The 13,939-nt window shown below is 64.2% G+C and carries 8 protein-coding genes; 4 read left to right on the forward strand and 4 right to left on the reverse strand.

Going from position 1 to position 13,939, the window contains the following annotated elements:
* Positions 1 to 20: 20 nt before the first annotated feature.
* Entirely contained in the window at positions 21 to 4,820 is a 4,800-nt protein-coding gene (locus tag ACTRWB_RS17520) for a YadA-like family protein (RefSeq protein ID WP_446902767.1), read from the reverse strand.
* On the opposite strand from ACTRWB_RS17520, the gene ACTRWB_RS17525 reads away from it, so the two are divergent.
* The 4 genes from ACTRWB_RS17525 (at position 4,708) to ACTRWB_RS17540 (ending at position 9,964) form a co-directional block, all read left to right on the forward strand.
* Entirely contained in the window at positions 4,708 to 4,950 is a 243-nt protein-coding gene (locus ACTRWB_RS17525; RefSeq protein ID WP_446902772.1) for a hypothetical protein, read from the forward strand. The genes ACTRWB_RS17520 and ACTRWB_RS17525 overlap by 113 nt on opposite strands.
* A 1,378-nt stretch (positions 4,951 to 6,328) precedes the next feature.
* A complete protein-coding gene (locus tag ACTRWB_RS17530) occupies positions 6,329 to 7,162 on the forward strand; it encodes a response regulator transcription factor (RefSeq protein ID WP_193102583.1) in 834 nt (277 codons plus the stop codon).
* Positions 7,155 to 9,509 (forward strand): sensor histidine kinase, encoded by a 2,355-nt coding sequence (locus ACTRWB_RS17535; protein WP_446902768.1) that lies wholly within the window; start codon positions 7,155 to 7,157, stop codon positions 9,507 to 9,509. Before ACTRWB_RS17530 ends, ACTRWB_RS17535 begins: the two co-directional genes overlap by 8 nt.
* 62 nt (positions 9,510 to 9,571) lie before the next feature.
* The gene (locus ACTRWB_RS17540) at positions 9,572 to 9,964 is read left to right on the forward strand and encodes a cupin domain-containing protein (protein WP_446902658.1); all 393 of its coding nucleotides are present in this window, start codon (positions 9,572 to 9,574) and stop codon (positions 9,962 to 9,964) included.
* 24 nt (positions 9,965 to 9,988) lie between these two features.
* Here ACTRWB_RS17540 and ACTRWB_RS17545 read toward each other — a convergent pair whose 3' ends face one another.
* The 3 genes from ACTRWB_RS17545 to ACTRWB_RS17555 form a co-directional block, all read right to left on the reverse strand.
* Positions 9,989 to 10,981: a LysR substrate-binding domain-containing protein gene (locus ACTRWB_RS17545; protein ID WP_129518294.1), complete on the reverse strand. Its 993-nt coding sequence runs from the start codon at positions 10,979 to 10,981 to the stop codon at positions 9,989 to 9,991.
* A 582-nt stretch (positions 10,982 to 11,563) separates the two neighbouring features.
* Positions 11,564 to 12,424 (reverse strand): ferritin-like domain-containing protein, encoded by an 861-nt coding sequence (locus tag ACTRWB_RS17550; RefSeq protein ID WP_446902659.1) that lies wholly within the window; start codon positions 12,422 to 12,424, stop codon positions 11,564 to 11,566.
* Positions 12,425 to 12,455: 31 nt separating this feature from the next.
* Positions 12,456 to 13,403, reverse strand: a complete 948-nt coding sequence (locus tag ACTRWB_RS17555) for a fatty acid desaturase family protein (RefSeq protein WP_446902660.1) — start codon at positions 13,401 to 13,403, stop codon at positions 12,456 to 12,458.
* Positions 13,404 to 13,939: the final 536 nt, after the last annotated feature.

Here is a 13,939-nt window from a genome sequence, read left to right on the forward strand (position 1 = left end):
CTCATTCGGTGCGCACGGAACTACTTCCACTGGTACAACATGCCGCCGCCAACGACGCGTTGACTGCCGCTGAAACCGCCATTCAGCGTCGCCTTCAGGTTCTCCGTAATGCGCGCCTGCACGCCGACCGCCATCGCTTTCTGACCGAGGAAGCTCGCCGTACCGACCCCCATCGCGAAATTCGAGTCGCGGTCCATGTGCGGAATCGACGCGATCGCGGCGGTTGCGGCGATCCCTTCGCGCGCCATCGAATCGGTCTGCTGGATCTGCTGCTGCATCTGCGTCAGCTGGTTGTTGACGGTGTTCAGCGACTGCGTGAACTGGTTCGATACCGCATTCAACTGGTTCACGTTGACCGCGTCGGTGCCCTGCGTGCCGGCCGCGACGTTGACGACCTGGCGCGCCGAATCCGCCGAGCCGACCGCAACGACGTTCGAGCGCCCGCCGTCGTTGCTGCCCGTGCCGATCGCGGTCGAATTGCCGCCCGACGCCGTCGACCCGACCCCGATCGCGGTCGACCCGTTGCCGGACGCCAGCGACCCGTTGCCGACCGCCGTGCTGTTCGAGCCCGATGCAACCGCGCCCGAGCCGCCCGCCGACGAGTTCGCACCGGTCGAGCCCGGCGTCACGTTCGTGCCGCTCGGATTCGTCGTGTACGAACCGAGGTTGGACGTGCGCTGGGTGATCAGCGTCGTCAGCTGGTTGGCAACCGAATCGAGCTGCGACACGTTCACCGCGTCGGAGCCGTTCTTCCCGGCGGCCAGCCCGGTGATCTGCCGGTTGCCGACGTTCACCTCGCCGGCCGACGACTGCGGGGTGCTCAGGCCGTACGCGATGTAGTTGGTCAGCGCGCCGACCGTGGTCAGCGAACCCGCGCCGAGCGCGACGCTGTTCGCCAGCGTCGCCGACGCGCCGGCGCCGAGTGCGAGCGCGTCGGTCGCATTGCTGTGCGCGCCCGATCCGAGCGCGACGCTGCCCACGCTGGCCGCGAGCGCGTTGGCGCCCTGCGCGACCGACTGCGCGCCGGTGGCCGTCGCGCCGCTGCCGAGCGCGATGGCATCGGCTTGCGCGGAACTGGCCGCCTGGCCGATCGCCACGCCGCCCGGCGCGGTCGCGTCGACGATCGCACCGTTGCCGATGCCCACGCCGTTGTCGCCGTTGACGACCGTCGTCGGGCCGACCGCGACCGATTCGGCGCCGACCGCGAGCGAATCCACCGCCGTCGAGTTCGCATGGAAATACTTCGTGGTCGTGACCGCGAACGACTGCAACGCGCCGGCCAGCTGCCGCACGGTCACCGCGTCCTGCTGGCCGGTGCCGTCCGCGACGTTGGTGATCTGGCGATACGTCTTGCTCGCCGCGTCGCCGACCGATACCGCGCCCAGCAACGTCTGGTCGGTCGTGTTGAACGGAATCGACGCGCTGCCGTTGCGGATGATGCCGGACGCCGGCACCGTCGCGCGATCGGACACCGAGCCGGCGCCGAGCGCGATGCTGCCGTCCACCTTCGCGATCGCGTTCGGGCCGATCGCGACGCTGTCGACGCCGAGCGCCTGGCTGTCCGGCGCGGTCGAGTTCGCGTGGAAATACTTGATGCCGTGCGCGTTGATGTTGTCGATCGCCGAGCCGACGTTGTTGTTGATCGTCGTCGAGCCGTCGCCGTTGTAGGTCACGTAGGACGGCGCCGAAATCGTCCCGGTCGTCGGGTTGTAGGTCGCGCCGCCGCCGAGCGCGCCGGCCGTGCTGTTGCCGAGATTGCCGTTGTTCGACGCGATCGAGCTGAGGCCCGTCGACAACGAACTGATGCCCGTCGACGTGGCGGTCGACAGCGACGTCAGGTTGCTGTTCGTGCTCGACAGGCCGGTGGACAACGAGCCGACGATCGTCGAGGTCGACGTCGACAGCGACGTGATCGAGCTCGTCGTCGAACTGAGCCCGGTGGACAGCGAACCGATGCTCGTCGACGTCGCGGTCGACAGTGACGTCACGTTGCTGTTCGTCGTGCTCAGGCCGGTCGACAGCGAACCGACGACCGTGGAGGTCGACGTGGACAGCGACGTCACCGCGCTGTTCGTGCTCGACAGGCCAGTGGACAGTGAGCTGATGCCCGTCGACGTCGATGTGGACAGCGACGTGACCGAACTGTTGGTCGAACTCAGGCCGGTCGACAGCGAGCTGATACCCGTCGACGTCGAAGTCGACAGCGACGTCACCGAGCTGTTCGTCGAACTCAGGCCGGTGGACAGCGAACCGACGACCGTCGAGGTCGACGTGGACAGCGACGTGACCGAGCTGTTCGTACTCGACAGGCCGGTGGACAGCGAGCTGATGCCCGTCGACGTGGACGTCGACAACGACGTCACCGAGCTGTTCGTCGAACTCAGGCCGGTCGACGTCGACGTGGACAGCGACGTGATCGCGCTAGTGGCCGACGACAAGCCCGTCGACGTGGACGTCGACAGCGACGTCACCGAACTGTTGGTCGAACTCAGGCCGGTCGACAGCGAGCTGATGCCAGTCGATGTCGACGTGGACAGCGACGTGATCGCACTAGTGGCCGATGACAAGCCCGTCGACGTGGAAGTCGACAGTGAAGTCACCGAACTGTTGGTCGAACTCAGGCCGGTCGACAGCGAGCTGATGCCAGTCGATGTCGACGTGGACAGCGACGTGATCGCGCTAGTGGCCGACGACAAGCCCGTCGACGTGGAAGTCGACAGTGAAGTCACCGAACTGTTGGTCGAACTCAACCCCGTCGACAGCGAGCTGATACCGGTCGACGTCGACGTGGACAACGACGTGATCGCGCTAGTAGCCGACGACAACCCCGTCGACGTGGAAGTCGACAGCGACGTCACCGAACTGTTGGTCGAACTCAACCCCGTCGATAACGAGCTGATGCCCGTCGACGTCGAAGTCGACAACGACGTGACGGCACTGTTCGTCGAACTCAACCCCGTCGACAGCGAGCTGATGCCCGTCGACGTCGACGTGGACAGCGACGTAATCGAGCTATTGGCCGACGACAACCCGGTCGACAACGACGACACGCCCGTCGACAACGAACTGACACTCGACGCCGTCGACGTCGACAATGAATTGACCGCCTGGTTCGTCGCAGCGAGCTGCGAACCGTTGATCGCATCCGTGCTCGCCGAACTGATGCGCCCGGCCGCGACGTTGGTGATCTGGCGTTCGGTGCCCGGTGCACCGACGCTGACGACGCTGGTCGGCGTCGTGCCCTGGAAGTTGTAAGTGACGCCGCCGATCACCGCGCTTGCCGTCGGATTCGGCGCGGCCGTCGTCGACCCCGAGCCGAGCGCGACATCGTTCGCATTGTTCGCCACGGCCGACGCGCCGAACGCCACCGCGCCCGCCGCCGCCGCGGTCGACGTGTTGCCGAGCGCGAGCGAGCCGGTGCCCTGCGCGTTGTTCGAATTGCCGATCGCCACCGCGCCGTTGCCGTTCGCGGTGTTGTTCGAACCGGCCGTGACCGCGCCGGTGCCGATCGCGGTGCTCGGGTCGCCGATCGCCACCGCGCCATTGCCGCTGACCGTCTGGCCTTCGCCGAGCGCGACGGCGCCGGTACCCGTCAGCACCTTCGAGTTGTGGCCGCCTGCGATCGAGCCGGTGCCTGCCGCTGCCGCCACCGTATTGCTGTCGCCGATGGCGACGGTCGATCCGGCAAGGGCTTGCGACTTGAAGCCGAGCGCCGTCGCATCGCTATTGCCGGCCACCGTCTGATTCCCCAACGCGATGGCGCTGGTGCCCGACGCCGTTGCGCTGGTGCCCATCGCGACGGCGTTGGTATTCGTTCCCGTCCCGGCCGAATCACCGATCGCGATGGACGACGTGCCGGCCGAACTGGAACCCGTGCCGATCGCGATCGCGCGAATGCCGGACGCTGCTGCGCCCGCCGCCGCCGCCGGCGTCGACGCCCCACCTTCCGCAACGGAATCCGCGCCGCCCAGCGCGATCGAATTGGCACCGCTGGCACTTGATCCGTTCATCATGCCGAGCGCGCTCACGCCAGTGGCGGCGGCCCCCGCGCCCAACGCCACAGCGTTCTGGGCAGTGGCGTGAGCCACCGTTCCCGCAGCCAGCGAAGACGGGCCGGATGACGTGACATCCGTGCCGATACCCACTGCGCCCGCCGCCGTCGCGCCGGTGCCCGCGGCGGTGCGCGCACCCAGATACACCGAGTTGAGACCGCTGGCGATCGACTGGTAACCGAACGCGATGGCGCTCGACCCGCTGGCGGTGCTCGACCACCCGCCCGCCAACGCGTAAGTCGCCAACGCGCTTGAACTGACGCCGAGGGCGGTGGAGTTTCCCCCCGTCGCGACGGCGAACGTACCCAGCGCGCTGGCGCCGGCCGCCGAAGCGCTGGAACTGACGCCCAGCGCAACTGAATTGATGCCGCTGGAGATCGAGCCCCCGCCCAGCGCCATTGCGCCGTCCGCGATTGCCTGGGAAAACTGGCTGAGTGCGACCGCGTAAAGTCCGCTTGCACTCGCGTGGTAACCCAGCGCCGTCGCCCCCGATCCCGTCGCGGTCGACTGGTAGCCCACGCACGTCGTGCCGCCGCTATAGAGGTTGTACGGCGGCGCCGTACAATCCACCTGTGCCTGCGCCTGCGTGCCCCACCCGCCCGCACCGATCAGCAGCAGCGCGATCAACCCTCGGGGAGACGGATTCCAACGCGCATTGACGCTGTTCGACTCGACAACCTCGGCGCTGCCCGGCGCATCGCTGCTCGACGACGCAACCCGCTTGCCACGCGCACGGTCAAGCTCCGACGCCGCAACCCAGGCTCCCAATGCTTCGTTCCAGATCGACTTGAACGACTTGTTCATCTTGTCTTCCCTCGGTTCTCATGTGCTGGATGACGCGACAACGCACGCTGCGGCCAGCGAAGACGCATCCCTGCGCGTTCCGCTTGCTTCGTGACGCTCCGCTCTTCACTTTGGATGACTAACTAAACGACTGAGCAACGCTGCACGACACTCGCGATCGCTATCGCGATCACGCGACCGCACCCCGCATGTGCGTGACAGCACGATGCGCGGCAACGATCGCCGGTTATCGAAACATGGAAGCCGATGTCGCCGTCCCGGCGGCGGCACGATGCGCGACGCATGGCCAATGCACGCGCGTGCGCCGTCGCGCCGAACCAGCGGCGACTTCGGATCTCATCGGAAAGCGCCGTTCAGACGCCGGATGGACGGATGCCGGCCCGCACCTCGGGGCGGCCCGTCCTGTTTCATTCGGGAGGAGGATGACGTCGCGTGACCCGCGGGACTGAAGCATGCGCCGCCGGATCGCTGACGCTGACGGCCGGCACCGGTTCGCTCGAACCGGTCCGTTGACCTGCCATGCCTGTCGTGTTCATATTTTTCGTGCCCGCCTGATTCGATAGCGCACCGTACGCGACTGCCCCCCGGACCTTCGAACCGCCAGGCTGCCAACGCGACGCCACTCACCCTTTCCGTTCGGCTTTCAAACGCGTTTCCGGATTTCCGGAAAAACATCGCCGCCGTGCCGAACGACCCCCGCATCGAATTAATCGATCGAATTTCCTTGACGATTTTTCTTTCTCGATGCTTCACACCCACACAAACCCAGTCATTCGCCAGCTCATCCTATATATCAACGGATCCGGCGAAATATGAAGTTTGTATTACCCTCGTGCCAGTTATTTTCCTGCTGCCCCATTCCCAGATTTTGAGAATGCCATCATGCGATGTCACGTTGAACATCGCATGCTGAAGATACGACAGCGATATGCAATCCGCGTGAAACCGACCCACCTCGGAAGAACCGATTCCAGCCGCGCCGGGGCTAGTGTGCAGGCGTTCGTCCAAACAAACCTTTTCCGGAGCGGAAAAACCCTTTTCCGGAGCGGACGGCATTTACATTCATACACACCGGCACGAAATCTGATTTACGGGCGAAAGAATTTTTGACCGGCTATCAACAAAATCTTAATCAGGCAAGCAGTGAATTGGCGGATTCAATTTACATCGAACACCACCGACTTTTCGATACGTGACGCACGAATACATCGCCCGGGCCAAATCAAGTCCAATAACATTGGAACGGAAATAAAGACCGATATCAATATAACCATTCCGGAATATTTTTCCACCTCTTTCGTGCCGGCCGAACGTCGCTGCCGAAAACGCGCCGTGCCCCCGCCGGATATGCCCACACAGGCCGCACGGAATCCTCACAATCCGGCTGTTGCCGACATATAATTTTTCGCAACAATCGTGCACATAACGATGCTTTCAGCCCGTCAGGCCTACTTCCCTACCCGTTCGCAACCATGTCATCCCGCTTGTCCAGTCCGGCGCCGCCTCGCTCCACGCCGGATCTCGCTGACGCACATATTCTTGTCGTCGACGATCGCCCGAACGACCTGCGGCTCCTGACCGAGATATTGCGTGTCGCGCGGTGCAGGATCAGCGTCGCGTTCGACGGGCTGCAGGCCTATCACCGTGCGCAGGCGATCGCACCCGACCTGATCCTGATGGACGTGCGCATGCCGCGCATGGACGGGTTCGCCGCGTGCCGGCTGCTCGCGTCGACGCCGTCGACGCAGTCCATCCCGGTCATCATCCTGACGGCCGCAGGCGATCTCGAGGATCGCATCGCGGGGCTCGAAACCGGCGCGATCGACTACATCGTCAAGCCGTTCGAACCGGCGGAAGTGATTGCCCGGATCCGCAATCACCTGAAGCGGACGCGGCGCAGCCAGCCGTTCGCGCACCTGCCCGAACTGCCCGACAACCCCGAAGCAGCGCTGGTGCGCGCGGCGAGCGAGGTGCTGCTGCGCGACCTGCGCCATCCGCCGGCGCTCGAGGATCTCGCCAGACAGGTCGGCACGCACGAAAAGCGCCTGTCCCGCGTGTTCCGCGACCATCTCGGCCAGACCGTGTTCGAGTATCTGCGCGACACACGCCTGCGCGCCGCGATGCATTTCCTCGCGGAGACGTCGATGGGGATCGGCGACATCGCCGAGGAAATCGGCTTTTCCACGCCCGGCAATTTCGCAACCGCCTTCCGCGAGCGCTTCGGCATCACGCCATCCGACTGGCGCCGCCAGCGTCATGCGGCCCATGCGCCGCCGACGCCTGGGGCGCACCATCACGATGCATAGGCGCCACGCCGCCTGGGCGGCGGGATGTCGCGCACTGCTGCTGCTCCTGATGGCGATGGCCGTCACCTGCGCGACGGCCCGCGCCGCATCGACGCCGAACCCCGCGCAACTGGAAGCCGTGTCGCTTTTCGAGGACACCGGCACGACGATGACCGTCGATCAAGTCGCCGCACGGCTCGCGGATCCATCACGCAGCGGATCCTCAGCGACCAAGCCGGCGTTCAACGTCGAGTTTTCCCGGTCCGCATGGTGGGTCCGCGCGACGCTCGGCAACCGCGGCAGCACGATGCGCCCGCTGGTCCTGGTGTTGCGCGACGCGCGCGTCGACCATGTCGACTTCTATCTCCAGCGGAACGGCCAGTGGACACACGCCAGCCGCTTCCCCGCCGCCGACGTCGAAACCGACGGCGACGCGAACCGGCAACCATCGCGGTACCCGACACTCGACGTCACGCTGCGCGCCGGCGAAAGCGTCCCCGTGCTGATCCGCGTCACGTCGCGCAAGGAAATACGGCTCGCGCCGGTCGCGTTCACCCGCGAAGCATGGTCCGCGCAAGAGTCGCGCGCCACGATGTGGGACTTCGGTTTCTTCGGCGGGTTGCTCGCGCTCGTGTGGTGCGCGCTGCTGATCGGGTTCTTCTCGCGCAGCAGCGTGTTCTACGTGCTGGCCGCGATGGCGCTGAGCACGACGCTGTTCGAAGCGGCGTACCGCGGATACACGGCGTTGGCTCTGTGGCCCGCCGCGCGCGAGTGGTCGGCGCGCGGCGAGGTGATCTTCGCGTACCTGGCGGTCTCGCTCTTCGTCGTGTTCATTCTGTTGGTCGCGCATCGCGAGAAGGCGCGGCTCCCGGTGCGTGCCGTCTACATGACGATCCTCGGCCTCGAATGCGCGGGAATGGCCGGCGCCGCCTTCGGCGACCTGCTGACCTTCACGTGGTTCTGCCTGCGGCTGAACACCGTGCTGGGGATCGCGAACGTCGGCATCGCGTTGACGCTCGCGATCCGCCGGACGCCGACCGGCCGTGTGATGCTGATCGCGGTTACGCTCGCCTGCTTCAACATCCTGCTGCGCACCCTCGACGGCTCGGACGTGCTGCCGCCATTCCTGTTCTGGCTCAAGTCCGATATCTATCCGAATCCCGTCATCGCGATCATCGGGCTCGCCACGCACCTGCTGGTGCTGGCCGCGTGGATTCACCACGTGGGCCGTCAGCGCACCGAGGCGAGAAAACGGCTCGAACAGTTCCAGCTCACCGAACAGGATCGCCTGCGCGACGAAGTCGCGAAACGGACGGTCGAGCTCAACGACGCGCTGCAGTTGGTGAAGACGCACATGCAGCAGAAGATCGAGACGCTCGGTTATGTCAGCCACGACCTGCGCGCGCCGCTGTCCACCATCAACGGCTACGCGAAGCTGCTGCTGCAAAGCGCGACGCGCGGCCAGGCGCGGCTGATCCGCTCGATCGACCGCAGCATCCGTTACCAGCTCGCGCTGATCGACGAATTGCTCGCGTTCACGAAGGCCGAACTGCAGCCGCTCGGCGTTGCGCCGGACACGACCGACCTGCCCGGCCTGCTCGACGACATCGGCCACTACGCGGTCGCGCTGTGCGGGCAGCAGGACAACCGGTTCGTCTACCGGCCGGCCACGCCGTTGCCGCGCACGGTGTCGATCGACGGGATGCGGCTGCAGCAGGTGCTGCTCAACCTGTTGTCGAACGCGTCGAAATTCACGCGCGACGGCACGGTTACGCTGTCGGTTCATGCGGCGCGCGACGGCGATGCGTGGCGCCTGCTGTTCGAGGTGGCCGATACGGGCATCGGCATCGACATCACCGGAACCCGCGACATCTTCCGCGCGTATCAGCAGGTGCAGGCCGTGAACGGCGGAACCGGGCTCGGCCTGTTCATCGCGCAACGCATCGTCGGCGCGATGGGCGGCGAGCTGGCCGTCGCCAGCCAGCCGGGCGTCGGCACGTCGTTCTCGTTCCCGGTCGTCGCGCCGGCCGTCGGGCATGCGCTCGTGCCGGTGTCGGAACTCGTCCGGCGGTTTCAGCCGGGCGACGATGCCGAGCCGGAAATCGCCGCGCCCGTGATGCACGGCCCGCCCGCCGATGCGCTCGACACGCTGATCCTGCTCGCCGGCGACGGGCGTCTCACCGATATCGAGGAATGGCTCGGTCAGGTTGCGGACGATCCGGATCAGGCCGGCTTCGTGCAGGACGTGCGCCATCACCTCGATATGCTCGATCTGCATGCGATCGAGAAACTGGCCCGCTCGCTGAAACGTGCGCACGTTGCCGATGCGTCGTTCGATGCCGAAACGGATTCGGCAGAACCGGCCTGACGGCGCAACCGCGGACAGTACGAGACTGGATCCGCATCCTTCATCCCTGCCTGGAGATTACCGTGCCCGTCAACGTGTTTGCCGAATCATTCGACCTCGAAGCCGCATTCGGCGACGTGTCGGAATACTGGTCGCCCAAAGTCGTCGCACAGGTCAATGATCAGTACGTCAAAGTTGCCAAAGTGCGTGGGCAGCTCGTCTGGCACGATCACGCGCACGAGGACGAACTGTTCTTCGTCCTGCGCGGTCACCTCAGGATCGAATACGAAGGCGGTCGCGTCGTCGATCTGCCGGCCGGTTCGATGCACGTGGTGCCGCGCGGCACGCTGCACAATCCGGTCGCCGACGACGAATGCTGGATCGTGCTGATCGAACCCGTGCAGACGAAGCACACCGGTGACGTCGCGTCACCGCTGACGCGGACGATCGACGAGCAGTTGCGCGCGTCGCGCTGAGTTCGTTCGTCACCGTAAGCGTGGCTAACCCACGCGATACATCGGCACGACATTGCTGTCGGTTTTCTCCGGCAGCGACGCGAGCGGATGGCACGCTTGTTCGAGCAGCCAGTTGGTCAGCACCGCGATATCGAACTCGTTGCAGGCATCCGGGTTCTGGATGAGCACGTAGCTCCCGGACGCAACCGTACAGTGCGGAAACAGCTCGACGAGCCGGCCCTGCTTCAGCAGCCCGTCGACCAGCGGACGCCGTCCGAGCGCGATGCCGTGCCCGTCGACGGCGGCCTGAACAAGCTGGTCGTACTGGCTGAAGTGCAGCGCGCCGGCCGGCCGCAGGCGCGGCACGCCGAGTTCCCTCAGCAGATGGCTCCACGCGTGCCATGGCCACTCGCCGCGCGGATCGTCGAGATGCAGCAGCACATGCTTGTCGAGGTCCGACGGCACCATCGACGCCGCGTCGCCCGCGGCGGACAACAGGCTCGGGCTGCAGACCGCAACAACGCGCTCGCGAAACAGCACTTCCGTATCGTCGGTCGATGTACACGGCCCTGCATATCGCACGGCCAAGTGCAAACGTTTGCGTTTAAGATCTTCAACTTCGCTCGTTGCGGATACGCGCACGTCGATATCCGGATAGCTTGCACGGAACGAACCGAGGCGCGGAATCAGCCACAGCGCCGCGAACGATACGGTCGTCGACAACGAGATCGAGCGCTGGCCCACGCTCGACGACAGCTTGCCGATCACCGATTCCAGGTCGGACAACGCGAACGCGATCGCGTCGTACAGTTCGCGTCCCTTGTCGGTCAGCGTCAGCGAACGGATGTGTCGGTGAAACAGCTCGATCCGGAGCTGTTCCTCGAGCGCCTTGACCTGGCGACTCACGGCGGACTGCGTGACGTTCAGTTCCTGCCCCGCACGCGTGAAGCTCAGATGACGCGCCGCGCATTCGAAGCCCCTCAGGAAATCCAGCGAAGGCAGACTTCTCAATCGTTTTGCCAATCTCACATTAGCCATACCGCCGCCTCAAAGTTGCACCATCACCAAACAAGTCTCTATTCGTCTCCCAGAGCCGTTTCCTTTCATTTGAATTCGGAAACGATTTTATATTGAAGCATACATGCATCTCATTCTTATTTTCAATCATGACATTTGTATTTATCTATCAATTTTCGCGACCCCTCCATTCTTACATAAGCGTTATGAAGTAACGATTTTGTAAATGAATATGTGCACGATATTGCGTCGTGATTGATGCGAAAAATACCGCTCCCACAGCGGATTTCGGGCAGATTTCGTCGTTACGTTGGCAGTTTTCACGCTACAACGGAGCAATCGCGACATGCCTACAAATCAATTTCAATTAGCTGTCTTTTCAATTGATTTACCGTATTACGAAAACATGCAAAACCCCGGCATGCATATCGAATGCATATAAATCATGAATTTCCTGTTTATTGCGAACGACTAAACAGGTGGAATTTCGCTTGATTTCAATGGCGCCAGGAAATTGACGCGCCGATCATTTCCGGAAATGAATATTCCGCCGATCGCGATTGGCGATCGGCGTTTTTTCACCGCGTTGCGGCCGGCTCCTGGCTACACGTCCGCCACCGCCGCATCCGCGCGCGCCGTCACCTCGCGGCGATAGCGGTTCAGTTCCTGCGCGGTCGCGAACGTGCGCTCGAACAGGATCGACAGGTTGTGCAGGATGCGCTCGACGACCTTCTTTTCCCACTCGCCGTCGAACCGGATCTGTTCGTCGAGCCAGCGCTCGAGCCAGTCCGGATCCGGCAGGCGCGACTGCACGGTGTCGCGCGGGAACAGCGCCTGGTTCACGTGCAGGTTGGTCGGGTGCAGCGGCTTCTCGGTGCGGCGCGCCGACGCCATCAGCACGCCGATCTTCGCGAACGCGGCACGCGCGACGTCGCCGCATTCGTTCAGCGCTTTCTTCATGTAGCGCAGGTACGCGCCGCCGTGGCGCGCTTCATCGCGTGAGATCGTTTCGTAGATCTGCTTGATGACGGGCTCGGTGTGCCAGTCGGCCGCGCAGCGGTACCAGTGGTTCAGGCGGATCTCGCCGCAGAAGTGCAGCATCAGCGTCTCGAGCGGCGGCGCCGGATCGAACGGGAAGCGCACCGCGTGCAGTTCCGCTTCGGTCGGCACCCTATCCGGCTTGAAGCGGCGCAGGTATTCCATCAGCACGAGCGAATGCTTCTGTTCCTCGAAGAACCACACGCTCATGAACGCGGAAAAATCGCTGTCGTGGTGGTTGTCGCGCAGGAACATCTCCGTCGCGGGCAGCGCCGACCATTCGGTAATCGCGTTCATCCTGATCGTCTCCGCCTGCTCGTCGGTGAGCAGCGAAGCGTCGAAGCGGTCCCACGGAATGTCCTTCTCCATGTCCCAGCGAACCGCTTCGAGCGACCTGAAAAGTTCGGGATAGAGCATCGTCGTCACCGTCGTCGAAAGGCGTTCGGGCCAGGTGCGGTCATGCCGACTGCGTGGATGCCGGCGCGCCGGCTTCGGCGTCGGGCGCGCGATCGTCCGCATCGTCGTCCACCGTGCGCGGCGACAGTCTGCCGCACAGCAACGCGGCGTAGAACTGCCGGTACGTGCGGTGGTAGTAGCGGATCTGCGGCGCGATCGCGCCATGCAGATCGTGCAGCCGCTCGATCGGCAGGCCCGGCATCATGTGGTGCTCGACGTGATAGTTGTTGCCGTTCGTGAACCACGTCATGAACGCATTGCTCTCGATCGTCCGCGTGTTGCGGAACGGGTCGGTACTCGTCAGGTCGCAGCGATAGTGCTCCGGCATCTCGACCAGCGCGTGCACGGGCGCCGCGACGAACACGAGCGGCACGACCCACACCCACACGAAAACCCAAGTGTGCAGCGCGAACGACACGCCGGCCAGCAGCGCGATCGTCGCGACCATCAGCAGGTGATCGCGGCGGATCGCGCGCGACACGAGCGGGTTGTCGCCGAAGCGCGCGCCCGGCACGACGAGTTTCGCGACGTTCTTCGCGAACTGGATATAGTGCGCGGCCATCGACAGCCGCCATGCCCAAAGCCCGAGGTTGACGACGGGGCTCGCGCCGTACTGGTCGCCGTAGTCGAAGAACTCCTTGTTCTCGGGCGTGCCGAGCAACCGGTGATGCCGCAAGTGACTGTCCTGGTATGCATGGAACGACACGAGCATCGGCATGCCGACCAGCACGCCGAACACCATGTTGAGCCGCTTGCTCCTGAACCCCTGGTAATGCAGCGCCTGATGCTGCAGTTCGACGCCGTGCGCATACATCGCACCGATCAGCACGATGCCGACGATCTTCAGGATCACCAGAGTCGACAGCGCGAACATCATGCCGTGCGCGAGTAGCGCGACGTAGACCGCCAGCTTCAGCGAGAAGACGACGCCGCTCGGGCGGCTTTTCATGTCTGCAACCGGTTTCGGGCGGGCAACAAGCGATGAGGTGACGGACAAAACGCTCTCCTTGGCCGGACCCTCGCCCGGCACCGTGGACATTGACGACGCTGGCGCGCTGCCGGGTTGCAATTCTTCTGTGAGTCGATGCTTCGGACAAACGAATTTTCCGAACGCATTGCATGACGCCCGCGCATGAGCGAACCACATCGTGAACTAGACGACTGGTCGAATGCGACCGACCGGTCACCTAGGGCCTGTTCCCGCTAATAACGGGCTTGCGCTGGCCCCCAGAAGGGCCGAGCGCGAGGAATGCGACGAAGCGAATACTCGACGTATTCGCGAGGAGCATGACGCGGCGATCGGCCCTTCTGGGGGCCAGCCCCACGAATGAATTTTTCCAAACAGGGGAACGTGCCTTGCCGGCCGTATTGCGGCGTCGATCGTCACTTGTTTGGCTCGGCCAAACGGCGCTCCTCACTCCTTGCACTACGACCGGCAAGGCACGTTCGCAAGCCCGTTATTAGCGGGAACAGGCCCTAGTGAAT

This window comes from Burkholderia sp. YIM B11467, assembly GCF_052952715.1.